The sequence below is a fragment of the Thioclava arctica genome (genome assembly GCF_040892615.1).
GTDB lineage: Bacteria > Pseudomonadota > Alphaproteobacteria > Rhodobacterales > Rhodobacteraceae > Thioclava > Thioclava arctica.
Genome location: NZ_JBFRYC010000007.1, coordinates 122787 through 147891, shown reverse-complemented (window position 1 = coordinate 147891; position 25105 = coordinate 122787). Strand labels below are relative to the sequence as shown.

Sequence of the window (25105 nt, the reverse complement as noted above, 5' to 3'; positions counted from 1 at the left end):
GCGCGCGCCGCGATGCGTTAGGATTTGTTCTGGATTTGAGGAGTTTTTCGGATGCGTGGTTTGTTAAGTATGGGATTGGTTTTAGCCGTGGCAGGCTGCGCGCAGCTTGGGATCGGGCCCAAAACGGACGCCCCAGCCTCGATGCCCGCGCCTGGCCGGATCGCGCCGGCCCCCAAACCCACGGCGAATAGCGCTGCAGCGTTTGACACCACAACGGCGGCGCAACGCGCCGAGGCGGCGCAAAAACCCGCCACCGGTGAGGCGAAACTAGGCGTCACAATTGCCAGTCTTGGCGATCCGACCGATCCGGGGTTCTGGATGCGCACGGGATTGGTGAGCGTTGAGAGCAAAGGGCGTATCGAAAACCCGAAAACCGGGAAATCGGCCAAGGTGACGCTGATCCCCACGGGTAAACCGGCGGGGGCGGGTTCGGAGGTGTCGCTGCCTGCGCTGCGCCTGCTTGAGGTGCCGCTGACCGAGCTGCCTGAACTCACCGTTTATCGCCTGTAACGGCGCGAAAGGATCAAGTTGCTGCGCGAGATCGACATCCCGCCGCTATGGCTGGCGCTATTTGCCGCGATGGCGTGGAGCATCGGGCAGGCTGTGCCAATTGATTTTACGCTGGATCGCCTTATTGGCGGGGCGCTGATTGGCATGGGACTGGTGCTGATGGCGGTCGCGGTGGGGCAGATGGTGCTGCATCACACCACGTTCATTCCGCGCCGTGACCCCAGCGATCTGGTGACCTCGGGCGTCTTCGCCTTGACGCGCAACCCGATTTATCTGGGCGATGCGCTGGTGCTGACGGGGCTGTGCCTGTGGTGGAATGCGGCCCTCGCGCTGCCCTTGGTGCCCGCCTTTATGTGGCTGATAACAGTGCGCTTCATCATCGGCGAAGAGGACCGGATCGGCGCGCATTTCGGTGCGACATATGCCGATTATCGCGTGCAGGTCCGCCGCTGGCTTTGATTGCTGCCTGCTCCCAATTGCTGCATCTACAAAAAATCTCCGCGCGTTTCCGGGTGGTTACCATTGAGCAGGCCACGCTAAAATTTTGATTTTATAGCGGAAATTCAAATTGAGAACGGTGTGCGATTGTATACATTTATGTCGTCGCGCCCCTGTTTTGCAATAAGAACATTTTAAAGGCAGTCGGCGCTTGTGAAACATTATTGCGCAGTGTTATTCAGGGCTTCGCCAGATTACAGGCCCGCGCCAAGCCTTTGCCGTGGGTCGCTATCCAAGGGGGAGTTACATTGAAAGTCGGAGCTCCAAAGGAGATTTTCGAAGGTGAAGCCCGCGTCGCGATGACGCCGGACTCTGCGCTGCAACTGCAAAAGTTGGGTCATGACTGCTTCATCGAAACCGGTGCAGGCGTAAAAGCCGGCTTTACCGATGCCGCCTATGAGGCTGCCAATGTCACCGTCATCAAGACGGCGACGGCGCTGTTCAAAGAGGTGGATTTCGTCGTCAAGGTCCGCCCACCCACCGACGCCGAGGTCAAACGCCTCAAGCCCGGTCAGACGCTGATCTCGTTCTTCTACCCGGCGCAGAATGAAAAACTGCTCAAGGCGGCGGAAAAGACCGGCGCGAATGTGATCGCGATGGATATGGTGCCTCGTATCTCGCGTGCGCAGAAAATGGATGCGCTGTCCTCAATGGCCAATATCGCGGGCTACCGCGCGGTGATGGAGGCGGGCAATAACTTTGGTCGCTTCTTTACCGGTCAGGTGACGGCGGCGGGCAAGGTGCCTCCGGCCAAAGTGCTGGTGGTCGGCGCAGGCGTGGCGGGTCTTGCTGCGATCGGCGCGTCTACCTCGCTTGGCGCCATGACATTCGCGTTCGATGTGCGCCCCGAAGTGGCCGAGCAGATCGAATCGATGGGGGCGGAATTCGTCTATCTCGATTTTGAGGAAGCCGCGCAGGATGGGGCCGCGACAGGCGGTTACGCCGCGCCCTCGAGCCCGGAATTCCGCGAAGCCCAGCTTAAGAAGTTTCGCGAACTTGCGCCCGATATCGACATCGTCATTACCACCGCGCTGATCCCGGGCCGCGATGCCCCGGTGCTGTGGACCAAGGATATGGTCGAGGCGATGAAGCCCGGCTCGGTGATCGTTGACCTTGCGGCCGAACGTGGCGGCAACTGTGAATTGACCAAGCCGGACGAGAAAATCGTGACCGACAATGACGTGACCATTGTGGGCTACACCGATTTCCCGAGCCGGATGGCGTCGCAAAGCTCGTCGCTTTATGCCACCAACATCCGCCATATGATGACCGATCTGACGCCGAAAAAAGACGGCGTGATCGTGCATAACATGGAAGATGACGTGATCCGTGGCGCAACGGTTGCCTATCAGGGCGAGATTACCTTCCCACCGCCACCGCCGAAAATTCAGGCGATTGCGGCCAAGAAGCCGGCCGAAAAGCCCAAAGAGCTGACGCCCGAAGAACGCCGCGCCGCCGAGGTGGCCGCGTTCAAGGCGCAGACCAAGAACCAAGTGACCTTGCTTGTCGTGGGCGCAGTGCTGCTGCTTGCCGTGGGGCTAATCGCGCCGGCCAGCTTCATGCAACACTTCATCGTCTTCGTGCTGAGCTGTTTCATCGGCTTCCAAGTGATCTGGAACGTCGCGCACAGCTTGCACACGCCGCTGATGGCTGTGACCAACGCGATTTCCTCGATCATCATCTTGGGCGCGCTGTTGCAGATCGGATCGGGGAGCTGGCTGGTGATCGTGCTTGCCGCGCTGTCGGTCTTTATGGCCGGGATCAACATTTTCGGTGGCTTCATGGTCACGCGGCGCATGCTTGCCATGTTCCAGAAATCGTAAGGGGGCCGAGACAATGGAAACCGGATTCTCGACCGCTGCCTATGTCGTTTCGGCAGTTCTCTTCATTCTCTCGCTGGGCGGGCTTTCGGGCCAAGAAAGCGCCAAACGCGCCGTCTGGTATGGCATCACCGGCATGGCGCTGGCGGTTGTCGCGACGCTGATCGGGCCGGGCTCTGGCCTGTGGTTGATCTCGGTCGTCATGATTGCGGCGGGTGGCATCATCGGCTGGTTCGTGGCCAACCGCGTGCAAATGACCGAAATGCCGCAACTGGTGGCCGCGATGCACTCGCTCGTCGGTCTGGCGGCGGTGTTCGTGGGCTATAACGCCTATCTCGAAATGGCCAATGTGATGGCGCTCAAGGCCTCGCTGTCGGGCACGCTGAACGAGGCGGGCATCGCGGCGGCGCTGCACGAACGCGGCTTGCGTGGCTTTGCGGCGCTGCTGGCGCATAAAGCGCCGGTCGAGCTGTCGATCCTGCGCGTCGAGCTGTTCCTTGGCGTGTTCATCGGTGCGGTCACCTTTACCGGGTCGGTCGTGGCGTTCGGCAAGCTGGCGGGCAAGCTTAGCTCCAAGGCCGAGAAGCTGCCGGGCGGGCATATGCTCAATGCCGGGGCTGCGATTGGCTCGGTGTTGCTGCTGATTGCCTTCCTGAACGGGGCAGGGGTCTGGGCGCTGTTGCTGATGACGCTTCTGGCCTTCTTCATCGGCTATCACCTGATCATGGGGATCGGCGGCGCGGATATGCCGGTGGTCGTCTCAATGCTCAACAGCTACTCGGGCTGGGCGGCGGCGGCGATTGGTTTCAGCCTTGGCAACGATCTGCTGATCGTGACCGGTGCGCTGGTTGGCTCGTCGGGTGCAATCCTGAGCTACATCATGTGTAAGGCGATGAACCGCTCTTTCGTGTCGGTCATCTTGGGCGGGTTTGGCAACACCACCGGCCCCGCGATGGCGGTTGAGGGCGAGCAGATCGCGATTGACGCCGATGGCGTTGCTGCAGCACTGAACGAGGCCGATAGCGTGGTCATCGTGCCCGGTTACGGCATGGCGGTGGCGCAGGCCCAGCAGGCGGTGAGCGAGCTGACCCGCAAGCTGCGCGCCCAAGGCAAGACCGTGCGTTTCGCCATTCACCCGGTTGCCGGGCGTCTGCCGGGGCATATGAACGTGCTCTTGGCCGAGGCGAAAGTGCCTTACGATATCGTGCTGGAGATGGACGAGATCAACGATGACTTCCCGGAAACGGATGTGGTGATCGTCATCGGCTCGAATGACATTGTGAACCCGGCCGCCCAAGAAGATCCGAACTCGCCCATCGCGGGGATGCCGGTTCTTGAGGTGTGGAAGGCGAAACAGGTCTTTGTGTCTAAACGCGGTCAGGGCACAGGCTATTCCGGCATCGAGAACCCGCTGTTCTATAAAGAAAACACGCGGATGTTCTATGGTGATGCCAAGGCGTCGGTGAACACGCTGCTACCGATGATCGACTGATCGCGGCGCAGATGGATTGGATGGGGCGGCCTTCGGGTCGCCCTTTTTCATGGGGCGTGAGCCCCTTCAAGGGGAGGTGTCGTCCGTGCTGGTCGCACGCGCCAAAGGTCACAGCCCTCATCGCAACGAAAAAAGGCCCCGCATTTGGCGGGGCCTTTCCAATGTTTTGCGCAGGGCGCCTTAGCGTGTGGTCTCGCCGCGTCTGCGCACCACCACATCGACCGTGATCGAAGCCAGCAGCACCAGCGCGGTTGCCATCAGCTGCACCGCAGCGGGCAGACCCAGCAGCGCCATGCCGTTGACGATGGCCGCAATCACGACCCCGCCCAGCACCGCATGCAGCGGATGGCCGCGCCCGCCAAACAGCGAGGTGCCCCCGATCACCGCCGTGGCTACGACATACAGCACGATCGTGCCGCCATCGAAGCTGGTCGAGATCGAGCGCAGCCGCGAGGCGTAGATGATGCCCCCCACGCCCGCCGTGGTGGCCGCCAGCGTAAAGGCTGCCGTGCGGATCAGACCCAGCTTGATGCCCGCACGCCGGGCGGCCTCGGCATTGCCACCGATGGCCAGAACGTAGCGCCCGAATTTCAGCTTGCCGAGCAGGAAGGACCACGCGATCAGCACCCCAAACACGATCGGGATCACCCAAGGCATCCCCGACAGCGGAAAGCGCGCAATCCCGCGGTTCATGTTCGAGATCGTGACCAGCACAACCCCGGCCACAACCGCCAGCGCGATTTTGAGCAGCGTCAACCCCAGTGGCGGTGCCACCAGACCGCTGGCGCGGCGCTTGGCGTCCTTGCGATAGGTGAGGGCTGCAAAAACCGCCACGGCCACCCCGGTAAACACCCAGCCCATCAGCGGGCTCAGCGTGCCATTGGCAAAGTTGTTGATCGTATCAGACGCGATTGGCACCGTGCCGCCCGCGCCCAGCAGTTGGATCATCAGCCCGTTAAAGCCCAGCAAACCCGCCAGCGTCACCACGAAAGAGGGCAGGCGCAGCTTGGTGATCAGCAGGCCCTGGAAAATCCCCAACACCGCCGCGACACCCAGTGCCACGATCACCGCCGCCCACCACGGCCAGCCCATGCCCGGCGCGACCAGCAGCGTCGCCACCGTCGCCCCTATGCCTGCGACAAAGCCCAGCGACAGGTCGATCTCGCCCAGAAGCAGCACGAAAACCTGCCCCATCCCGATCATCATAAAGACCGAGCCCTGAACAAGCAGGTTCACAAGGTTGCCCGAGGACAGGAATTTATCGTTCTGGAACTGGAAGATCGCCGAGATCAGCACGAAGCCCAGCACAACCGGCAAGACCCCGCTTTCGCCTGCCTTCACCCGTGACCAGACCCGCGCCATGTAGCTGGCAAAGCTTTCGGCCTCGCCGGTGCTGACCACGGCGGCAGGGCCGCTATCGCCAGACACCGCGCGCGCTTCGGCCACGTCCTTGGCGTTTTCTGCCGCAATCGAGGGCGCCGCGCGCCCCTTGCCGGGCTCAACCACATGGTCCGATTTGCCCGTGGTCATCAACTCGACCACACGCTGGGTGTCGTAATTGTCCATCGGCCCCTGACTGACCATCTCGCCCAGCCGCAGGATCGCGATATTGTCAGCCACCGCGAACACATCGTTGAGGTTGTGCGAGATCATCACCACCGCCAGCCCCTGATCGGCCAGACGGCGCACCAGTTGCAGAACCTGGCCGGTCTGGGCCACACCCAGCGCGGCGGTGGGCTCGTCCAGGATCACCAGCTTCGAGTTCCACATCACCGCCTTGGCGACCGCAATCGACTGGCGCTGCCCACCCGAAAGCGAGGCCACCGGCTGGCGGATCGAGCGCAATGTCGTCACCCGCAGCCCGGCCAGCGTCTCGGCGGCGGCGCGTTCCATCGCGTCCTCGTCGAGCATCCCGTTGGTCAGGATTTCGCGGCCCAGAAACATGTTTTGGACCACATCGAGATTGTCGCATAGCGCAAGGTCTTGATAGACCACCTCGATGCCCAACTCGGCACTGTCGCGCGGATTGCGCACCCGCACGACATTTCCATCCCATTCGATCGTTCCGCCATCGGCCTCATGAATGCCTGCGATCGTTTTGGTCAGCACGGATTTGCCCGCGCCATTGTCACCCACCAGCGCCGTCACCTGACCCGGGCGCACGTCAAAATCGACGCCGCTCAGGGCCTGCACCGCGCCGAAACGCTTTTCCAGGCCCCGGATGCGCAGAATCGCATCCTGGGGCCCGGTCCCATTACCCATCTCGTTCATTGGCTATCAGTTCCCGATACCAGCGGCTTTGCACGCAGCGGTCGCATCGCCGGTGCAGAGCTTGGCCACATCCACGAACTTGTCCTTCACGACAGTGTTAGCGATGGTCTTCGCGGTGACCCAGATCGGCACCATCAGGATCGAGGGCACGTCTTTTTTCTGCGCGCTGTCCATCGTTTTGCCGTTGATCAGGCCTGCGGGCGGGGTTTCGCCTGCGCGCACATAAAGCGCGAGTGCGGCGGCGGCTTGGGCCTCAAGATAGATCGGTTTGTAAACGGTGCCGCACTGATAGCCGGTGAGGATGTTTTGCAGCCCCGTCAGCGTCGCGTCCTGACCCGTGGTCGGGAAGGTTTTTGGCGGAACCTTCAGCGTCTTGAGATACGAGATCACAGCGTTGGCGTTGTCGTCATTGGGCGTCACGACCGCGTTGATATTCTCATGCGCGGTGAACTGCTGCTCAAAGGTGGTGCGTGCAACCGAGGGGTCCCAGCTACCGGCAGGCTCGCCCGCGTTCTTATAGGTGCCCGCGTCGAATTTCGGTTTGAGAACATCTAGATAGCCTTGCTTGAACAGCGTGGCATTGTTGTCATCAGGAGACCCCGCCATGACAAGGATATCGGGGTTCTTGACCTGCCAATCGCTCAGGCATTGTTCCATGCCCTGACCGATCAGCTTGCCCACCGAGACGTTGTCAAAGCTGATATAATAATCGCGCGACCCGCCCACCGTCAGGCGGTCATAGTCGATCACGGCCACGCCGTGTTCCTTGGCGTATTGCTCAACTGCAGCGCCGCCGCCCGACGAGATCGGGTCCAGCAGCAAAACCGTCGCGCCTTGGCTGATATCGGTCTGCGCCTGCGTCAGCTGATCTGCCTCTGAGCCCTGCGCGTTCGAGACGATCAGGTCACTGCTTGAAAGGCCCGCCATATCGAAAGCTTTCTTCAGATAGGGCTCGTCAAACGAGGTGTAGCGCGCCGAGCTGGCCGTATCGGGCAGCAAGACGCCGATCTTGCCCTTACCCTTGGCGGTGACGTCCTTGAGCTTGGCCATCGCCGCGAAATCGGCGCCGAAATCGGATGCGCTCACGCCTTGAGCCTGCGCGGCCATTCCACATAGGCCAAGCGCGATCGCGCTGGTTCCTGCAAGCCGGATCATTGCCGAAACCGGCGAAAGATGGGTGCGTTTGGTCATAAGAATCCTCCAGAAGCCGGGTCATTTCCTCCTCTGCCCAACCCCGCTTCGGATCAGGTTTTGTTCTGCGCAACGCAGCAGGGTGCGTGGCCCGGCGGGGCACACCCTGTTAGCGATATCATGGTGCAAATCCCGCGCACGCAAAGGGCGCGGCCACTCGCGAAGGGTCAAGAGTCTGTGTTGCTGCGCTGCAGCATCAGGGGCCCGTATGAGCATCGGTATCGGGCCCGCAGATCGCGCGCTTGGCGCGCCCGGATGTGGCCGCCCTCTTGCCCCCGCGCCGCCCCTGTCCTAGAAGGCGCGAGACGCCTTTCAGACAGGATGCGGACATGCTCGACCATCTCGAATTTACCTCGCCCCAACCCAAGGTCATTGCCGGGGCCCAATCGGATTGGGAATTGGTGATCGGGCTTGAGGTTCACGCGCAGGTCGCCTCGAATGCGAAACTGTTCTCGGGTGCCTCGACCACCTTCGGGGCCGAGCCCAATTCCAACGTCGCTTTCGTGGATGCCGCGATGCCCGGCATGTTGCCCGTGATCAACGAATTCTGCGTGGCGCAAGCCGTGCGCACCGGGCTGGGCCTCAAGGCCGAGATCAACCTGACTTCGGCCTTTGATCGCAAGAATTATTTCTACCCCGACCTGCCGCAAGGCTATCAGATCAGCCAACTCTACCATCCCATCGTGGGCGAGGGCGAGATCATCGTCGATATGGGCCCGGGCGTCGCGCGCAAGGTTCGCGTTGAGCGTATCCACCTTGAACAGGATGCGGGCAAATCGATCCACGACATGGATCCAAACATGTCCTTCGTCGATCTCAACCGCACCGGTGTGGCGCTGATGGAAATCGTCAGCCGCCCCGACATCCGTGGCCCCGAAGAGGCCGCCGCCTATGTCGCCAAGCTGCGCCAGATCCTGCGTTACTTAGGCACCTGCGATGGCAACATGCAAAACGGCAACCTGCGCGCCGATGTGAACGTGTCGATCTGCAAACCCGGCGCTTATGAGAAGTATCAGGAAACGCAGGATTTCAGCCATCTCGGCACGCGTTGCGAGATCAAGAACATGAACTCGATGCGCTTTATCCAAGCTGCGATCGAATACGAGGCGCGTCGCCAGATCGCCATCGTCGAAGACGGCGGCACAGTCGTGCAGGAAACTCGCCTCTATGATCCGGACAAGGGCGAAACGCGCTCGATGCGCTCCAAGGAAGAGGCGCATGATTATCGCTACTTCCCGTGCCCTGATCTGCTGCCACTGGAAATCGAACAGGCTTGGGTCGATGATATTGCCGCCTCGATGCCCGAACTGCCCGACGGCAAAAAAGCCCGCTTCGTCAAGGATTTCGCGCTGTCGGAATATGACGCCTCGGTGCTGACGGCAGACGTTGAAAACGCCAATTATTTCGAGGCCGTGGTCGCGCAAGCAGGCGATGGCAAGCTGGCCGCCAACTGGGTCATCAATGAACTGTTCGGCCGTCTGAAAAAGGACGACGCCGAGATCACCGCCAGCCCGGTTTCGCCCGCGCAACTTGGCGCGATCATCAAGCTGATCAAATCCGACAAGATTTCGGGCAAGATCGCCAAAGAGCTGTTCGAGATCGTCTATACCGAAGGCGGCGATCCCGAGAAGATCGTCGAAGAACGCGGCATGATTCAGGTCACCGATACCGGGGCCATCGAGGCGGCGGTCGATGCCGTAATCGCCGCCAACCCCGATCAGGTCGAAAAGGCCCGCGCCAACCCGAAACTCGCGGGCTGGTTTGTGGGGCAGGTGATCAAAGCCTCGGGCGGCAAAGCTAATCCCAAAGCGGTCAACGAGATCGTGGCAAGCAAGCTAGGCCTGTAAGCGCCCTCGCAGGGTGGGCATCAGGGCGCCTTCGGGCGCCCTTTTCGTTTGCCACCCTTGGCCCCTCACCCTAGGTTGGCCAACGGGTGAGACGAGTAGGATAATACGTATGAGTGGTTTGCTGGCGCTGTTGGACGATGTGGCGGGGATTGCCAAGATTGCGGCGACCTCGATTGACGATGCGGCGGGCCAAGCGGTGCAGGCGGGGGGCAAGGCGGCAGGGGCGCTGATCGACGACGCCGCCGTCACCCCAAAATATGTCCATGGTTTTGCCCCTGCGCGCGAACTGCCCATTGTGGGGAAAATCGCGCTCGGCTCGATCAAGAACAAACTGGTGTTCCTGTTGCCCGCGGCGCTGCTGCTGTCCGCCTTCGCACCATGGCTGATCACACCGCTCTTGATGCTGGGCGGGTCTTACCTGTGCTTTGAGGGCGCCGAGAAGGTCTATCACATCTTCAAACCGCATGTGCCCGACGCCGAGGGGCATATAGCGGCGCAAACGGCCGATCACTTGGAAGAAGCCCGCGTCAAAGCCGCCGTGAAAACCGATTTCATCCTGTCCGCCGAGATCATGACAATCGGTCTGGCCGCGTTGCCGCCCGCGCAAAATATCTGGATGGAGGCGCTGGCGCTTGCGATCATCGGCATTGGTGTGACTGTTGTGGTCTATGGCAGCGTCGCGCTGATCGTGAAGGCTGACGATGCGGGGCTGTGGCTGTGCAAAAACGGCAAGCTGGCGCCCACCCGCGCGCTGGGTCATGGTGTCGTCAAGCTGATGCCGTGGCTGATGACAGTATTGATGACGGTGGGCACGGCCGCGATGATCTGGGTGGGCGGCAATATCGTGCTGCACGGGCTCGCCGAGCTTGGGTTTCACGCGCCCTATGACTGGATCCACCATCAGGCCGAAGCCGCAGCCCATGCCCTTGCCACCGCGCAGGGCTTCGTTACTTGGGCCGTTACGGCGTTTTTCGATGGCATCTTCGGGCTTGCTTACGGGCTGGTGTTGATCCCGGTGGTAATGCGGATCATCCAGCCGCTTTACCGCCTGCTGACGGGCAAGAAAAAAACCGCGCACTGATCGCACGCGGCTCTTTCATCTAGCTCTAAATACTCCGGGGGAGACTGCCAAAGCCGCGGCTTTGGCAGTTGGGTGCAGCGCCCCCTCCCATCAGTTCAGATAGGGCCCGTCAGTTCAGATAGGGCATCGGATCGATCGACTCGATCCCCTTGCGGACCTCGAAATGCAGATAGCCCGGATCGCCCGGCGCCACCTTGGCAATCGTCTGCCCGCGCGTCACGCTCGCACCTTTTTTCACGCTCAGCCCGGCTACGTTGTAATAGACCGTGACCAGGTTATCGGCATGTTTCAGCGCCAAGAACGACACATTATCAGTGTCTTGAGAGATCAGTAGCACCGTGCCCGCCTCGGCCGCTTTCACCGCCGTGCCGGGGCTTGCGGAAATGTCGATTCCATCATTCTTGCCCTTCTTGAAGGGGCGAATGATCGCGCCAGAGACCGGCATCGTCATCTTGCTACTGCTTGAGGCGGCGGTGCGCTCATTGCTCATATCGGGCACGCTCGATTTATCCACCGGGGCCGAGGCCTTGGGCGGTACGATCTTGGGCAGCGGCTCGGCGGCCGAAGGCGGAACCGGGGTCGGCGAGCCGATACCGGGAACAGTGGTAGAGCTTGCGGTTTCCACCTTGGCCGGTTGGCGGTTCGAGGCGACCGGGATCAGCAGATATTGCCCCTCGCGCACGCTGAGATCATTGGGCAGCCCGTTCCATTGCGCCAGTGCCTTGACTGGCACGTTGTAATAGCGCGCGATCGAATAGGCCGTCTCTCCGCGCGCAACCTTGTGGCGGATCGGCTCGGGGCTGGTGGGGGATGTGACCACCGGCTTGGAGGCGACTGGGCGCGCGGTTTGCCCGGCTTGGGATTTGTCGATCGCGTTGGAGGCCAGCGAAGTGATATCAATCGTATCCGCCGTCAGCGCGCTGGGATTGGCGCCAGCACCCATCGGTGTATTGCTTGTCACACCGCCGCCGACGCTGTTGGGCAGGGCCAGAACCTCTCCTGCATTCAGCACCGCGTTGGGGGCAACCGCGTTATAGCGCGCCAGTGCCCCGGGATCGGCGCCGATGCGCTGGGCGACCGAGGTCACGGTGTCACCGCGATTGGCGACCACGACCTGATAATTGGGATAGGTGATGATGCCACGGCTATCGGGGCGCGGGCGATCTTGTACCGCTTGGCGCGCCGCCTCGGTCGTTTCCAGTCCACCCGTGCCAAAGCGGCGCAGGTCCATGTCAAAGCCTTGCTGGTCGCAAGCCGCCAATGTGCCTGCGGCCACGCCTGCCACAAGGATCAGTCGCAACCGGGAGTTTCTCAATACCATCCGCTCGTCCTCACTGTTTGCCGGGCCTCTGGGGGACCCTTGTCACGCTATTGCCCAGGCCCGTCAATCGCTCGCCATCCCCTCAACAAGAGGAACAAAGCGCACCGGGCGCAATTCTTCATAGTCAAACCCGCTCTCAAGGCGTTGCACCCGGATCAGGCTTTGCACCGTATCAGACTGACCCACCGGCAAGACCATGATACCGCCGATCTTGAGCTGGGCCAAGAGTGGGCCGGGCGGGTCTTCGGCGGCAGCGGTCACGATAATTCTATCAAAGGGGGCCTGATCGGGTAAGCCCCGCGATCCATCGCCCGCAATCGTCACGATATTGGGGATCGACAGGGCGGCAAACAGCGCCTCGGAATCGCGCGCCAAGCGGCGGTGGCGATCCACTGTATAGACCCGGCGCGCAAGCTGGCTCAGCACGGCGGCCTGATAGCCAGACCCGGTGCCGATTTCCAGCACGGTATCACGTGGCCCGACCTTTAGCGCCTGCGTCATCAGGCCAACAACCGAGGGCTGGCTGATCGTCTGCCCACAGGCGATGGGCAGCGGCATGTCCTCATAGGCGCGCTCGGCAAACAGCCCGCGCACAAAACGGCCCCGGTCGATTGTCTCCATCGCACTCAGCGTGCGTGCATCCGTCACGCCCTTGGAACGCAGCGCAAAGAGAAAGCGCATCTTGCGCTCGGCCAGGTTCTCTTGCGCCTCTTTGCTCATCCCAGACGCGCCTCCAGATCGACCAGCACGTCATGGGCGGTCAGATCGGCGCGCATCGGCGTGACCGAGATATAGCCATCCAGATTGGCCGCCGCATCGGTGCCCGGCGCGGTGGGCGTGTGTTGCGGTCCGCCTTTGACCCACAAGAACCGCCGCCCCGAGGGCGCGTGATGGGGCTCAACGCCGAAATAGCAATCCTTGCGAAAGCCTTGCGCGGCGACCTTATGGCCCCTCACATCAGCGGCCAGCACGGGCGGGAAGTTCACGTTGTAAAACACCCGATAATCGCCATCGTCCCAGACGCCGTTTTCCCACAGCTTGCGCACAAGGCCCGCCCCATGCACCCGCGCCGCCTCGAACATATCGGGGGCGTCGAACACCAGCGGGCCAAGGAATTGCGACAGCGCAATCGCGGGAACGCCTTGCAAAGCGGCCTCCATCGCGCCGCCCAACGTGCCGGAATATAAGGCATTATCGGCTGAATTATTGCCCCGGTTCACGCCCGACAGCACCAGATCGGGGCGCTGCCCCTCGAGCACATCATAGAGCCCGGCCAACACGCAATCGGCAGGGCTGCCCTCGGTGGCAAAGCGCCGCTCGGCCAGTTTGGAAATCATCATCGGATGGGTGTAGGAGATGCAATGGCCGACGCCGGATTGCTCAAAGGCGGGCGCGACTGTCCAGACCTCGCCATCGGGGCCAGCCACCTCGGCGGCGATTTCGGTTAGAACCTGAAGGCCGGGCGCGTCGATCCCGTCGTCATTGGTGATGAGAATGCGCATATGGCCCCCGGTCTGCTGGCATTTGCCCCTGCTTAACGCGGGTGGGCCGCAGGGTAAAGCGGGGCTTACAGGCTTGCCAGAATCCGGCGCGCTTCGGCGTGGCGATCTGCCAGTGCATCGCGGTCTTCGCCCGGGAAGAACCGCGCGCGCAATGCCGTGGCCATCGGGGCGGGGGGTGCGATCATCACGCGCGGCCCGACCTTGACAGTTTCAGCCTGCCAGCTGCGCACCATGGCCATTTGCGCCGCCTTCGTTGCGCCGTAAATGCCAAAGAATTTCTGCCCCGCGCGATCATCGTCGAAAAACAGGGCCGTGCCCTTGCGCGCCAGCAAGAGCGGCTCGATCAGCCCGATCAACTGCGCCGTGGCGGTCATATTCACGGCCGTGGAGCGCGACAACTCCTTGGCGTCGATATGGCCAGCAGGGCACAAGGGGGCTGCGTGGATCGCGCAATGCGCCCACAGATCGACCCCGCCCCAGCGCGCCCCAATCGAGCCCGCCAGATGCGCCATCTGATCGGGGTCAGTGACATCCAGCGGCCCCAGCGACGCGGTGCCGCCAAGCGCCTGCACCCGGTCATCCAGCTCTTCGAGCGCGCCAGAAGTGCGCGCCACGGCCATGACGTGATAGCCATCCGCGGCCAGCGCTTCGGCCAAAGCCGCCCCGAGTCCGCGCGACGCGCCGGTGATCAGGGCAAGTTTTTTATCTTGGGTTGTATCGGTGCTCATAGGGCAAGTCTTTGCCACCCTGCGCGCGCCCATGCAAGAGCGCGCAGCCCCCTGCGATGCAATCGCGTGGTGCTGTGCGATTGCAGACAGGTCATTTCGCCGCCCTGCGCGGCTGTCTTGCCATCGCGTTTGCCCGCATATTCCGGGGAAACCTGCGCAGCAGGCGGGGCATGTACGCCAGCAACAGAACCCGCCGACACCCGTCGCCCCAGTGGCGGTCTCTGCCCAACCGCGACTGGCGATTGGGCAGCCCGCTTTATTCCAGCTCTATCAGCAGGTCCTTGGCGTCGATTTGTGCACCTTGCGTCACATGCAGCGCCTTGACCGTGGCCTCTCGGTCGGCGTGAATGCCGGTTTCCATCTTCATCGCCTCGATCGTCAGCAACATATCGCCCGGCTTGACGACCTGGCCCACGCTCACCACGACGCTCGCAACCGAGCCGGGCATTGGCGCGCCGATATGGTTGGGATTGCCGGGATCCGCCTTGGGTTTTGCCGCCGTTGTGGCCTTGACCGCACGGTTGGGCACGCGCACGGCGCGAGGCTGGCCGTTGAGTTCGAAATAGACCTTCACCTCGCCCAATTCATCCGTGTCGCCTTCAGTGAGGTAGCGGATTTCCAGCGTCTTGCCCGGATCAATTTCGGCCGAGATTTCGGTCTGCGGCTCAAGCCCGTAGAAAAACACCGGGGTGGGCAGGGTGCGCACCGGGCCATAGGTGTCATGGCGCGTGGCGTAATCGGTGAAGACCTTGGGATACATCAGATATCCGGCGAGATCTTCGTCATCAATCGTAATGCCAAGCTGCGCGGCCAGATCGGTGCGCGTCTTTTCCAGATCGACGGCGGGCAGGTGTTTGCCGGGGCGCTCGGTCGAGGCGACCTCGCCCTTGAGCACCTTTTTCGAGATCCCTTCGGGCCAGCCGCCGGGGGGTTGGCCCAGATTGCCGCGCATCATGTCGATCACGGAATCGGGGAAGGAGACATCCTTGGCCGGGTTAAGCACGTCTTCCTTGCTCAGCCCTTGCGCCACCATCATCAGCGCCATGTCCCCGACCACTTTCGAACTGGGCGTGACCTTGACGATATCGCCGAAAATCTGGTTGGCATCGGCATAGGCCTGCGCCACCTCGTGCCAACGCTCTTCCAGCCCCAGCGAGCGCGCCTGACTTTTGAGATTGGTGAACTGGCCGCCGGGCATTTCGTGCAAATAGACCTCTGAGGCCGGGGCTTCGAGGCCAGATTCGAACGCCGCATATTGATGGCGCACGGCTTCCCAATAATTCGACATCCGCCGGATCGCGGCGATATCAAGCCCGGTGTCGCGCTCGGTATGGTCCAAGGCCTCGACGATGGAGCCAAGACAGGGCTGCGAGGTGCCGCCCGAAAACGCATCCATCGCCGCATCGACCGCATCCACGCCCGCATCGGCAGCGGCGAGAACCGTCGCGCCGGCGATGCCAGAGGTGTCATGGGTGTGGAAATGGATCGGCAGGCCGACCTCGTTCTTAAGCGCGGTGATCAACTGGCGCGCGGCAGCGGGTTTCAGCAGGCCTGCCATATCCTTGAGACCAAGCACATGCGCGCCCGCCGCCTCAAGTTCCTTGGCCATGCCGACGTAATATTTCAGGTCGTATTTCGCGCGATCGGGGTCAAGAATATCGCCAGTGTAGCAGATCGTGCCTTCGCAGACCTTGCCGCTTTCAATCACCGCATCCATCGCGACGCGCATGTTTTCGACCCAGTTCAGGCTGTCGAACACGCGGAACACATCCACCCCGGTCGCGGCGGCGCGCTTGACGAAGAACTCCACCACGTTGTCAGGATAATTCGTGTAGCCCACGCCGTTGGAGGCGCGCAGCAGCATCTGCGTCATCACGTTGGGCAGATGGGTGCGAATGTCGCGCAACCGCTGCCAGGGACATTCCTGCAAGAAGCGATAGGCCACATCAAACGTCGCGCCGCCCCAGCATTCCACCGAGAACAGATCGCCCAAGTTGGCGGCATAGGCGGGCGCGGCCTTGATCATATCGATTGAGCGCATCCGCGTCGCCAGCAGCGATTGATGCCCGTCGCGCATCGTGGTGTCCGTCAGCAACAGCTTGCTCTGCGCCTTCATCCAATCCGCGACCGCTTGCGGGCCTTCGGTTTCCAGCAGATTGCGCGTGCCCGGCTGCGGCGCACCCGTGATCGGGGGCAGGCGAGGGGGTTTGGCTTCGGCATGGGGTTTGGCCCGCCCGACAGTCTCGGGATGCCCGTTCACGATGACATCCGCGATATAGGTCAGAATTTTCGTGCCCCGGTCGCGGCGCAGCTTGAAATCAAACAGCGCGGGCGTGGTGTCGATGAACTTCGTCGAATAGCTCATATCCAAGAAGGTCGGATGTTTCAGCAGGTTGATGACGAAATCGATATTGGTGGACACGCCGCGAATACGAAACTCGCGCAAGGCGCGGTCCATCCGGCGGATCGTTTGGTCCGGCGTCTGCGCCCAAGCGGTGACCTTGACCAGAAGACTGTCGTAATAGCGTGTGATCACCCCGCCCGCATAGGCGGTGCCGCCATCAAGGCGAATCCCCATGCCGGTCGCGCTGCGATAGGCGGTCAGGCGGCCGTAATCGGGAATGAAGTTGTTCTGCGGGTCTTCCGTGGTCACGCGGCATTGCAGCGCATGGCCCGAAAGCTGGATGTCAGATTGCGCGGCGGCCCCGGTGGCCTCGGTCAGGGTCGCACCCTCGGCGATCTTGATCTGGGCCTGCACGATGTCGATCCCGGTCACTTCCTCGGTGACGGTATGTTCGACCTGAACGCGCGGATTGACCTCGATGAAATAGAACTGGTCGGTGTCCATATCCATCAGGAATTCGACGGTGCCCGCGTTCTGATAGCCCACGGCATTGCCGATTTTCAGCGCCAATGCGCACACTTCGGCGCGTTGCGCGTCGCTCAGGTACGGGGCAGGGGCGCGCTCCACCACTTTTTGGTTGCGCCGCTGCACGGTGCAATCGCGTTCGAACAGGTGATAAAGGCCACCATGCGTGTCACCCAAAAGCTGCACCTCGACATGGCGCGCACGGATGATCATCTTCTCCAGATAACCCTCGCCATTGCCAAAGGCGGCCTCGGCCTCGCGACGACCCTCGCGGACCTTTTCGACCAACTCGTCCTCGGACGTGATCGGGCGCATCCCACGCCCGCCGCCACCCCAAGACGCCTTGAGCATCAGCGGATAGCCCACTTTGGCAGCCTCGGTCTTGATCGCGTCGAAATCCTCGCCCAGAACATCGGTCGCGGGGATCACCGGCACGCCCGCCTTGATCGCAACCTGACGCGCAGACGCCTTGTCGCCAAGGGCGCGCATCGTCTCGGCCTTGGGGCCGATGAATGTGATGCCCGCATCGGCGCAAGCTTCTACGAAATCGGGATTTTCCGACAAAAGCCCGTAGCCCGGATGAATTGCATCCGCGCCCGATTCCTTGGCCACGCGAATGATTTCCTCGATACTGAGATAGGCGCCAACAGGCGACAGCCCCTCGCCGATGCGATAGGCCTCATCCGCCTTGAAACGATGCAGCCCCAACTTGTCCTCTTCGGCATATACGGCAACTGTTTTCTTGCCCAGCTCATTGGCTGCGCGCATTACCCGGATCGCGATTTCGCCGCGATTTGCCACGAGGATCTTGTTGAACATTGCTGTCTCCCGCTCTTTCAAAACCGGCTGAACGGTAGCGTCGCCGCAGCGCAGCGCAAGGCCTATCTGCAAAGCGCGGCAAATTTACAGATCAAACTCAAGGACTTTGCAAACCCCGATTGCGGCTATTGACTAGCCCCGTTAGCTGGGCAAGGTGGGCACATGATCGATCTGCGCCCGGTAGGCTACATCATCGGCATGCTGACATCCGTGCTGGGGCTGACGATGCTGATCCCGGCGGCGGTGGATTGGGGTTATGGATCACCCCATTGGCAGGTATTCGTCGAAAGCGCGATCCTGACGGTCAGCACCGGCTTCGTGCTGTCGCTAGCCTCGCGCGATGCGCTGCGCAGCACGTTGACCATTCAGCAAAGCTTCGTCTTGACCACGGCCGTCTGGCTGACTTTGCCGCTGTTTGGCGCACTGCCGATGATCTTGGGCGCGCCGCATCTGAACCTGACGGATGCCTATTTCGAGGCGATGTCGGGCCTTACCACCACCGGCACCACCGTGATCCCCCATCTTGATGGCTTGCCCCCGGGCGTGAACCTGTGGCGAGGCTTGCTGCAATGGCTGGGGGGCTTGGGGATTATCATCGTCGCGATGATCTTTCTGCCGGTGATGAAGGTCGGCGGGATGCAGTTTTTCCGCTCGGAAGGTTTTGATACGCTTGGCAAAATTCTGCCGCGCGCGATGGATATCTCAACCGCGTTGATCCGTATTTACGTCGGCCTCACGATTGCCTGCGCGATGACCTATATGGCGCTGGGCATGACCGGGTTTGATGCGGTGATGCATGCGCTCACCACGATGAGCACGGGCGGGTTTTCCAATTACGACGCCTCTTTTGCGACCTATAAGGGCGCGCCGGAATATGCCTCCTCAGTGTATATGGCACTCGCCGCGATGCCGTTTATCCGCTTTGTGCAGATGACGCAGGGCAATGTGGTGCCACTCTGGCGCGACCCGCAGGTGCGCGCGTTCCTGCGCTGGATGGGCTATGCGATTGCGGTGATCGTGATCTACCGGATGATCCGCCACGAGGCCTCGTTCTGGCCGACCCTGCGCGAGGTGACATTCAACGTCGTCTCGACCTTTACCGGCACTGGCTACGCGTCCGAAGACATCACCCAATGGGGCCATCTCGCCTTTACCGTTCTTATCATTTCGGGGCTGATCGGGGGCTGCACGTCCTCAACCGCCTGCTCGGTCAAAGTGTTTCGCTACCTGATCTTGTTCGAGGCGATCAAGGTGCAAATCCAGCGGCTTTATTCACCCCATCGTCTGCTGCGCGTGCAATATGACCGGCAGGCCGTTGAGGACGGAGTCGTCAACTCGGTCGTGGCGTTCTTTTCGCTGTTCATCCTGACCTTCGGGGTGCTGATCATCGCGCTGACCTTCACCGGGCTTGAGACCGAAACCGCGATGACCGCCGCCTGGACCTCGATCGCCAATATCGGCCCGGCTTGGGGCCCCGAGATCACGGCCAATGGCTCGGTCGCGGATTTCCCGGCCAGCGCGAAATGGCTGATGAGCGGGGCGATGTGCATCGGGCGGCTCGAATTGATGAGCGTGCTCGTGCTGTTCTTGCCCCGCTTCTGGCGCGCCTAGATCACTTCCAGCACGACACCCGCACCACCATCCGATCGGCGATCTGCTGCAGGTCTTCGGCTGCGCGCGGGCCTGAAAAACTGGCCGCCTCGGGGGGGAAGCCGTTTTGCGACAGTGCCGGGGCCATCGCCTGCGCCTGCAGCGCGGCATGCAAGCCATCGGGCAACATCCGGCCGGCATCCTGCGCGGGGGGCAGCAACATCCCCATCACCGCGCCCGTGCCATCCAGTATCGGCCCGCCGACATCGCCTGCGCGCGTCTTGGCCTCGATGCGGGCCTGATCGGTCTCGCCCGCCAGCCCCTTGAGCGCGGACAGCGTGCCAAAGTTCAACACCGGCGCGGGCAGGGCTTCGGGGTAAGAGAACCCCGCCACGGTGATTTGCGCGCCTGCAAGCGGGGCTTGGGTGCTGAATTGCGCGAACCCTTTGGGGGCAAGCGGCGCGCTGGGTTGCAACACGGCAAACCCCATCTGCGCGTCGTTGAACGCCAGATCGGCGGGATGCGCATCGACCGTGATGCGCCCGCATTGCGCCAGCCCCTGTGCCGCCGTCAGAACCGAGCCCTTGGCATCAATGTAAAACCCCGAGCGCGAAAACACCGGCGTGCGTTTCTCAATCCCCGCCATCAGGGCTGCGCGCGTGACCGACATCGGCTGGCCCAGCGTGGCATCCAGCGCGGCGGTGCCAATCGGCTTGAAGCTGGATTTCATCGCCTCCAGCACCCGGCCCATGCGCTTGGTATCGCCTGCAGGCCAGACCAGCACAAAGCCCTTGATCAGCCCCTTGGACAGCGTGGCCTGCGTGTAAGACTGGATTTCGCTGTTGCCGCCCTCAATGGTGAAACCATTGTTTCGCAGGGTGCGATCCCCGGAAACCGGCACGATTTCAAGCGTTTGCATCGCATCATACAGACCGCGCAACCGCGCCGCATCGCCCGGCTGCGAGATCAGCAAGACCTGTACGCCGCTATCGTTTTTGGGCGCGTAATTCACGAAAGGCGTGTTGTAGCGCGCGAATTGCACCAGCCCCAACGGCAGCTCAATTGAGATTCCGGCCTCGGTCTCATCGACCGTTTGCAGCCCCAACGCGGCGCGTGATGCCGCCACCCGGTCGAGCAATTCCATCTGCTGCGCCGAAGAGAGAACCCCCGTCGGCTCAAAGCCGTTTTTCATCTGCCAATCGGCGATTGAGCTGCGCGTGCCCGGCCCGAACAGCCCGTCAATCGCGCCTTGATAGCTGCCTTCCCAATCCAGCGCGGCCTGAATGTCGCGGCGCTGATCGCGGCTCAGCGCGCTTTCAAGACGGCGCGAGTCTGCCAACGTTTCAGGTGCGGGCTGCGCGGGCGTTGCGGGCTCAGCCGCAGGGGGGGCGGGGACTTCAGCCGCGCCAAGGGCAGGGGCGGTGTCGGGCAGGGGCTGGGTCTCGACTGGCCTGATCGGCGCGCCACTCAGGCTTGCCCCAATCGGCCAAAACTGCTGTGTGAACTGCCCGCCATCGGCCACGAAACTGTCGCGCGGGATCAACCCGTCCTGACGCAGCGCGCGGCGGCGATCATCGGCCGTTTGCTCATCCGCGAACGGCCCCAGCGCAATCGCATACCAGCCCGATTTCAAACGAAAGCCCGAGGCATCCGGAAACATCCCCGCCCAGTCGCGCGCGCGTTCCTCTGCTTGGGCGAGTGAAGATTTCGCCTCGATCTGCACCCAAGCCTGCGCCCATGCGCTGCCGGTCCAGACCATCGCCGTCAAACTCGCCCCGACAATGACCGAAATCGCTTTGTGAACCTTGCGCATACCCACCCCTTTTTATCGTCTTGTCGCGCAACTTATCGAAACCTCGCGCAAGGTCACCCCCTCAAATGGCAGGAAATCGGCGGATGTGGGGCTTGGGCCGCAGATCGCCATGCAGATCGGGCTTGCGAGGCGTTGACGCCCCCGCCCCCCTTGCCTAGGAAGAAGGCGCTTTATTCGAGGTGAGACATGGCCAATCCCGACGCCCCCCAGAACGCCCCCCAGAGCGCGCCGAGATCGTTTCAGGAGATAATCCTGCGATTGATGAGCTATTGGGCCTCCAAGGGCTGCGCGGTGTTGCAGCCCTATGACATGGAGGTCGGCGCGGGCACGTTCCACCCAGCCACGACGCTGCGCGCACTGGGCGATAAACCGTGGGCTGCGGCCTATGTCCAACCCTCGCGCCGCCCTACCGACGGGCGCTATGGCGAGAACCCCAACCGTCTGCAGCACTACTACCAGTATCAAGTGCTGATCAAACCCAGCCCGCCCGATCTGCAAGATCTCTATCTCGGTTCGCTGGCCGCCATCGGGATTGATCTGGACTTGCACGACATCCGCTTTGTCGAGGATGACTGGGAAAGCCCCACTTTGGGCGCCTGGGGTCTTGGCTGGGAAGTCTGGTGCGACGGCATGGAAGTGTCGCAATTCACCTATTTCCAACAGGTCGGGGGGCATGACTGCAAACCCGTCGCGGGCGAGCTGACCTACGGGCTTGAGCGTCTGGCAATGTATGTGCTGGGCATCGATCACGTGATGGACATGCCCTATAACGACCCCTCCGCGCCCATCGCGCTGAAATATGGCGATGTGTTCCGCCAGACCGAGCAGGAATATTCGCGCTGGAATTTCGACGTGGCCGATACCGACACGCTGTTGCGCCATTTCGAGGATGCCGAGGCCGAATGTGGCCGCATCCTTGCCAGTGACGATACCGACGATGCGGGCCGCAAGATCATCATGGCGCACCCGGCCTATGATCAATGCATCAAGGCGAGCCACCTGTTCAACCTGCTCGATGCGCGCGGCGTGATCTCGGTCACCGAACGCCAAGCCTATATCGGGCGTGTGCGCGCGCTCGCCAAAGCTTGCGCCGATGCCTTTGTGCGCACCGAGGCGGGCGGGGCGCAACCGAACGGGGCCGCAGCGTGAATGGCAAATATATCGGGGGCGGCATCGTGTTGATCGCGCTGGCCTTTGGCGCGGGCGTCTATTACGCGCAGGAATATGGCTATTATCAGACCGTCTCGGCTACGGCTCCGGGCGCTGCGATTACGCTGGCCGAGCTTGGCGGCACGCTCGACCCGCTGGATGTTGCGGGCTATCAGGGCATTGACGCCGACAGCTCGCCGCTGCGCTACCGCGCCTGTTTTCGCACCGATCTGTCGCTGCCCACGGCCACCGAAACCTTTCAGGTCTACGACAAACCCACGCCGCTGATCGGGCCAAGATGGTTCGACTGCTTTGATGCCAAACGCATCGGCGCCGATCTAGAAGCCGGGCGCGCCGTGGCCTTCCTGTCTCAGCACGACATTCACCCCGGCGTTGATCGCGTCGTGGCAATCTATCCCGACGGTCAGGCCTATGTCTGGCACCAATTGAATTCCGAAGCGGAGAAGTGACATGCCCGATCTCTTGATTGAACTGTTCTCCGAGGAAATCCCGGCCCGGATGCAGCCGCGCGCGCGCGCCGATCTGCAAAAGCTGATCACCGATGGCGTGGTCGAGGCCGGGCTGACCTACGCCCATGCGGGCGCGTTTTCCACGCCGCGCCGTCTGGTGCTGGCCATCGAGGGGCTGACCGCCAACTCGCCCACCCTGCGCGAGGAACGCAAAGGCCCGCGCACCGACGCCCCCGAAAAGGCGCTCGACGGATTTTTGCGCGCCACTGGTCTTTCGAAGGACCAACTGGAAATCCGCGACGACAAAAAAGGGCAAGTCTACTTCGCCACCATCGAACGCCCCGGCCGCCCCGCGACCGAGATCGTGGCCGAGGTGCTCGAACACACGATCCGCAACTTCCCCTGGCCGAAATCCATGCGCTGGGGCGCGGGCAGCTTGCGCTGGGTGCGCCCGCTGCATTCGATCCTCGCGATCCTGTCCGATGAGGCCGGCGCCACCATCGTCCCGCTTGATGTCGATGGCATCATCGCGGGCGACAGCACGCGCGGGCACCGCTTCATGGCCCCCGATGCGTTTTCGGTCGGCGGGTTTGAAAGCTACGCGCGCCAGCTCAAGGCGGGCAAGGTCGTGCTCGATTCCGAGAGCCGCGTCGCCACGATCTGGCATGACGCGCAGCAAATGGCCTTTGCCAAGGGCTGGGAAGTCGTTGAAGACAAAGGCCTTCTGGCCGAGGTCGCCGGGCTGGTCGAATGGCCTGTGACGCTGATGGGGCAGATCGACGATGAATTCCTCGACCTGCCGCCCGAGGTGCTGCAAACCTCGATGAAAGAGCATCAAAAATTCTTCTCGGTGAAAAACCCGAAAACCGGCCGGATCGAGGGTTTCGTGACCGTCGCCAACCGCGAAACTGCCGATCACGGCGCGACCATCCTTGCGGGCAACCAAAAGGTTCTCTCGGCGCGTCTGTCGGATGCCAAATTCTTCTGGGAAAACGATCAGCGCACGATCAAGACCCACGGGCTCGAAGGCATGGCCGCGGGTCTGGATGCCGTGACCTTCCACAACAAGCTGGGCTCTCAGGGCCAGCGCATCCGCCGCATCGAGTCACTGGCGCGCGAAATCGCCCCGCTGGTGGGCGCCAGCCCCGACCTCGCCTCCGAGGCTGCCCGCGTTGCCAAAGCCGATCTAAGGTCGGAAATGGTCTATGAATTCCCCGAACTGCAGGGGGTGATGGGCCGATATTATGCAAAAAGTGCTAGTCTCGATGATCGCGTGGCCGACGCCGTGCGCGACCATTACGCACCGCTTGGCCCGTCCGACGCCGTGCCCAGCGAGCCCGTCTCGGTCGCCGTCGCGCTGGCCGACAAGATCGACACGCTGACCGGTTTCTGGGCGATCGACGAGAAACCCACAGGGTCGAAAGACCCCTTTGCGCTGCGCCGCGCGGCACTGGGCGTGATCCGGTTGGTGCTGGAGAATGGACTGCGGTTGGAAATTTTGAAAACTCTTCGCATTGGTCTCGCACTAAACGCCGCAGTAGACACTGTATCACCGCGAGACGACCTCCTCTCCTTCTTCCACGACCGCCTCAAAGTCTTCCTCAAAGACCAAGGTATCCGCCATGACGTGATCGACGCCGTGCTTGCCATGCCCGGCAACGACGATCTCACCCTCGTCGTGAAACGCGCACAGGCTCTGTCGCAAACCCTCAAGACCGAGGATGGCGCGAACCTGATCCAAGGCTTTAAGCGGGCCAATAACATCCTCACCCAAGCCGAGGAAAAAGACGGGGTCGAATATTCCTTTGGCGCGGATGTGAAATTCGCCGAAACGCCCGAGGAAAAAGCCCTCTTCGCCGCGCTCGACGCCGCCGAGGCCCAGATCGCCCCGGCGATGGAGTCCGAAGATTTCGCCACCGCAATGGCCGCAATGGCCGATCTGCGCAGCCCCATTGATGCGTTCTTCGAGGCGGTGCAGATCAATACCGACAGCGAAGTGATCCGGCGCAACCGCCTCAACCTGCTCTCGCGCATCCGCCAAATCTGCCTCAGCGTGGCCGACCTCACCCGAATCGAGGGCTAAGCCCTTTCATCTGGCCAAAAATACTCCCGCCGGAGGCTCCCGCCCGCGGAC

At 62.1% G+C, this 25105-nt stretch carries 18 protein-coding genes; 10 read left to right on the top strand and 8 right to left on the bottom strand.

Going from position 1 to position 25105, the window contains the following annotated elements:
- Positions 1 to 51 precede the first annotated feature (51 nt).
- From AB4874_RS13070 to AB4874_RS13055, 4 genes are all read left to right on the top strand, one after another.
- A complete protein-coding gene (locus AB4874_RS13070) occupies positions 52 to 510 on the top strand; it encodes a D-galactarate dehydratase (protein ID WP_295535356.1) in 459 nt (152 codons plus the stop codon).
- An 18-nt stretch (positions 511 to 528) separates the two neighbouring features.
- Positions 529 to 969, top strand: a complete 441-nt coding sequence (locus AB4874_RS13065; protein ID WP_368392305.1) for a methyltransferase family protein — start codon at positions 529 to 531, stop codon at positions 967 to 969.
- A gap of 287 nt (positions 970 to 1256) precedes the next feature.
- Positions 1257 to 2831, top strand: a complete 1575-nt coding sequence (locus tag AB4874_RS13060) for a Re/Si-specific NAD(P)(+) transhydrogenase subunit alpha (protein WP_295535350.1) — start codon at positions 1257 to 1259, stop codon at positions 2829 to 2831.
- A 13-nt stretch (positions 2832 to 2844) separates the two neighbouring features.
- The gene (locus AB4874_RS13055; RefSeq protein ID WP_295535347.1) at positions 2845 to 4320 is read left to right on the top strand and encodes an NAD(P)(+) transhydrogenase (Re/Si-specific) subunit beta; all 1476 of its coding nucleotides are present in this window, start codon (positions 2845 to 2847) and stop codon (positions 4318 to 4320) included.
- A gap of 180 nt (positions 4321 to 4500) precedes the next feature.
- Here the strand turns inward: AB4874_RS13055 and AB4874_RS13050 are convergent, their stop codons facing one another.
- Together AB4874_RS13050 and AB4874_RS13045 are read right to left on the bottom strand one after the other, a co-directional pair.
- Entirely contained in the window at positions 4501 to 6591 is a 2091-nt protein-coding gene (locus tag AB4874_RS13050; protein ID WP_368392304.1) for an ATP-binding cassette domain-containing protein, read from the bottom strand.
- A 6-nt stretch (positions 6592 to 6597) separates the two neighbouring features.
- Positions 6598 to 7782 (bottom strand): sugar ABC transporter substrate-binding protein, encoded by a 1185-nt coding sequence (locus tag AB4874_RS13045; RefSeq protein WP_295535341.1) that lies wholly within the window; start codon positions 7780 to 7782, stop codon positions 6598 to 6600.
- A gap of 329 nt (positions 7783 to 8111) precedes the next feature.
- Between AB4874_RS13045 and gatB the strand changes: the two genes are divergently transcribed.
- Both gatB and AB4874_RS13035 read left to right on the top strand, forming a co-directional pair.
- Positions 8112 to 9629 carry an Asp-tRNA(Asn)/Glu-tRNA(Gln) amidotransferase subunit GatB gene (gatB, locus tag AB4874_RS13040; protein ID WP_368392303.1) on the top strand — a complete coding sequence of 506 codons (1518 nt, stop codon included), beginning with the start codon at positions 8112 to 8114 and terminating at the stop codon, positions 9627 to 9629.
- A 109-nt stretch (positions 9630 to 9738) separates the two neighbouring features.
- Positions 9739 to 10710, top strand: coding sequence for a DUF808 domain-containing protein (locus tag AB4874_RS13035; RefSeq protein ID WP_368392302.1), 972 nt, complete (start codon positions 9739 to 9741; stop codon positions 10708 to 10710).
- 109 nt (positions 10711 to 10819) lie between these two features.
- Here AB4874_RS13035 and AB4874_RS13030 read toward each other — a convergent pair whose 3' ends face one another.
- The 5 genes from AB4874_RS13030 to AB4874_RS13010 all read right to left on the bottom strand — a co-directional run bounded on the left by AB4874_RS13030 (position 10820) and on the right by AB4874_RS13010 (position 17949).
- On the bottom strand, positions 10820 to 12031 hold the full coding sequence (locus AB4874_RS13030) for a peptidoglycan DD-metalloendopeptidase family protein (RefSeq protein WP_368392301.1): 1212 nt from the start codon (positions 12029 to 12031) through the stop codon (positions 10820 to 10822).
- A 63-nt stretch (positions 12032 to 12094) separates the two neighbouring features.
- On the bottom strand, positions 12095 to 12751 hold the full coding sequence (locus tag AB4874_RS13025; RefSeq protein WP_295535330.1) for a protein-L-isoaspartate(D-aspartate) O-methyltransferase: 657 nt from the start codon (positions 12749 to 12751) through the stop codon (positions 12095 to 12097).
- Positions 12748 to 13533 (bottom strand): 5'/3'-nucleotidase SurE, encoded by a 786-nt coding sequence (gene surE, locus AB4874_RS13020; RefSeq protein ID WP_295535327.1) that lies wholly within the window; start codon positions 13531 to 13533, stop codon positions 12748 to 12750. The genes AB4874_RS13025 and surE overlap by 4 nt, the downstream gene beginning before the upstream one ends.
- Positions 13534 to 13598: 65 nt before the next feature.
- Positions 13599 to 14261 carry an SDR family NAD(P)-dependent oxidoreductase gene (locus tag AB4874_RS13015; RefSeq protein ID WP_368392300.1) on the bottom strand — a complete coding sequence of 221 codons (663 nt, stop codon included), beginning with the start codon at positions 14259 to 14261 and terminating at the stop codon, positions 13599 to 13601.
- Positions 14262 to 14517: 256 nt separating this feature from the next.
- On the bottom strand, positions 14518 to 17949 hold the full coding sequence (locus AB4874_RS13010; RefSeq protein ID WP_368392299.1) for a pyruvate carboxylase: 3432 nt from the start codon (positions 17947 to 17949) through the stop codon (positions 14518 to 14520).
- A 162-nt stretch (positions 17950 to 18111) separates the two neighbouring features.
- Between AB4874_RS13010 and AB4874_RS13005 the strand changes: the two genes are divergently transcribed.
- Positions 18112 to 19560 (top strand): TrkH family potassium uptake protein, encoded by a 1449-nt coding sequence (locus AB4874_RS13005; protein WP_368392298.1) that lies wholly within the window; start codon positions 18112 to 18114, stop codon positions 19558 to 19560.
- Position 19561: 1 nt separating this feature from the next.
- Here the strand turns inward: AB4874_RS13005 and AB4874_RS13000 are convergent, their stop codons facing one another.
- Positions 19562 to 21352 (bottom strand): trypsin-like peptidase domain-containing protein, encoded by a 1791-nt coding sequence (locus AB4874_RS13000; protein WP_368392297.1) that lies wholly within the window; start codon positions 21350 to 21352, stop codon positions 19562 to 19564.
- 186 nt (positions 21353 to 21538) lie between these two features.
- Between AB4874_RS13000 and AB4874_RS12995 the strand changes: the two genes are divergently transcribed.
- Genes AB4874_RS12995 through glyS form a run of 3 tightly spaced genes read left to right on the top strand, consistent with a single transcriptional unit; the run spans position 21539 to position 25054 of the window.
- On the top strand, positions 21539 to 22501 hold the full coding sequence (locus tag AB4874_RS12995) for a glycine--tRNA ligase subunit alpha (protein ID WP_368392296.1): 963 nt from the start codon (positions 21539 to 21541) through the stop codon (positions 22499 to 22501).
- Complete coding sequence (locus AB4874_RS12990; protein ID WP_295535310.1) at positions 22498 to 22971, top strand: DUF6446 family protein; 474 nt, start codon at positions 22498 to 22500, stop codon at positions 22969 to 22971. Before AB4874_RS12995 ends, AB4874_RS12990 begins: the two co-directional genes overlap by 4 nt.
- A 1-nt stretch (position 22972) precedes the next feature.
- On the top strand, positions 22973 to 25054 hold the full coding sequence (gene glyS / locus AB4874_RS12985) for a glycine--tRNA ligase subunit beta (RefSeq protein WP_368392295.1): 2082 nt from the start codon (positions 22973 to 22975) through the stop codon (positions 25052 to 25054).
- Positions 25055 to 25105: the final 51 nt, after the last annotated feature.

Coding starts and splice junctions, on each gene's coding strand:
- AB4874_RS13070 (WP_295535356.1), top strand. CDS start 52: ATGCGTGGTTTGTTAAGTATGGGATTGGTTTTAGCCGTGGCAGGCTGC.
- AB4874_RS13055 (WP_295535347.1), top strand. CDS start 2,845: ATGGAAACCGGATTCTCGACCGCTGCCTATGTCGTTTCGGCAGTTCTC.
- AB4874_RS13050 (WP_368392304.1), bottom strand. CDS start 6,591: ATGAACGAGATGGGTAATGGGACCGGGCCCCAGGATGCGATTCTGCGC.
- AB4874_RS13045 (WP_295535341.1), bottom strand. CDS start 7,782: ATGACCAAACGCACCCATCTTTCGCCGGTTTCGGCAATGATCCGGCTT.
- gatB (WP_368392303.1), top strand. CDS start 8,112: ATGCTCGACCATCTCGAATTTACCTCGCCCCAACCCAAGGTCATTGCC.
- AB4874_RS13035 (WP_368392302.1), top strand. CDS start 9,739: ATGAGTGGTTTGCTGGCGCTGTTGGACGATGTGGCGGGGATTGCCAAG.
- AB4874_RS13030 (WP_368392301.1), bottom strand. CDS start 12,031: ATGGTATTGAGAAACTCCCGGTTGCGACTGATCCTTGTGGCAGGCGTG.
- AB4874_RS13025 (WP_295535330.1), bottom strand. CDS start 12,751: ATGAGCAAAGAGGCGCAAGAGAACCTGGCCGAGCGCAAGATGCGCTTT.
- surE (WP_295535327.1), bottom strand. CDS start 13,533: ATGCGCATTCTCATCACCAATGACGACGGGATCGACGCGCCCGGCCTT.
- AB4874_RS13015 (WP_368392300.1), bottom strand. CDS start 14,261: ATGAGCACCGATACAACCCAAGATAAAAAACTTGCCCTGATCACCGGC.
- AB4874_RS13010 (WP_368392299.1), bottom strand. CDS start 17,949: ATGTTCAACAAGATCCTCGTGGCAAATCGCGGCGAAATCGCGATCCGG.
- AB4874_RS13005 (WP_368392298.1), top strand. CDS start 18,112: ATGATCGATCTGCGCCCGGTAGGCTACATCATCGGCATGCTGACATCC.
- AB4874_RS13000 (WP_368392297.1), bottom strand. CDS start 21,352: ATGCGCAAGGTTCACAAAGCGATTTCGGTCATTGTCGGGGCGAGTTTG.
- AB4874_RS12995 (WP_368392296.1), top strand. CDS start 21,539: ATGGCCAATCCCGACGCCCCCCAGAACGCCCCCCAGAGCGCGCCGAGA.
- glyS (WP_368392295.1), top strand. CDS start 22,973: ATGCCCGATCTCTTGATTGAACTGTTCTCCGAGGAAATCCCGGCCCGG.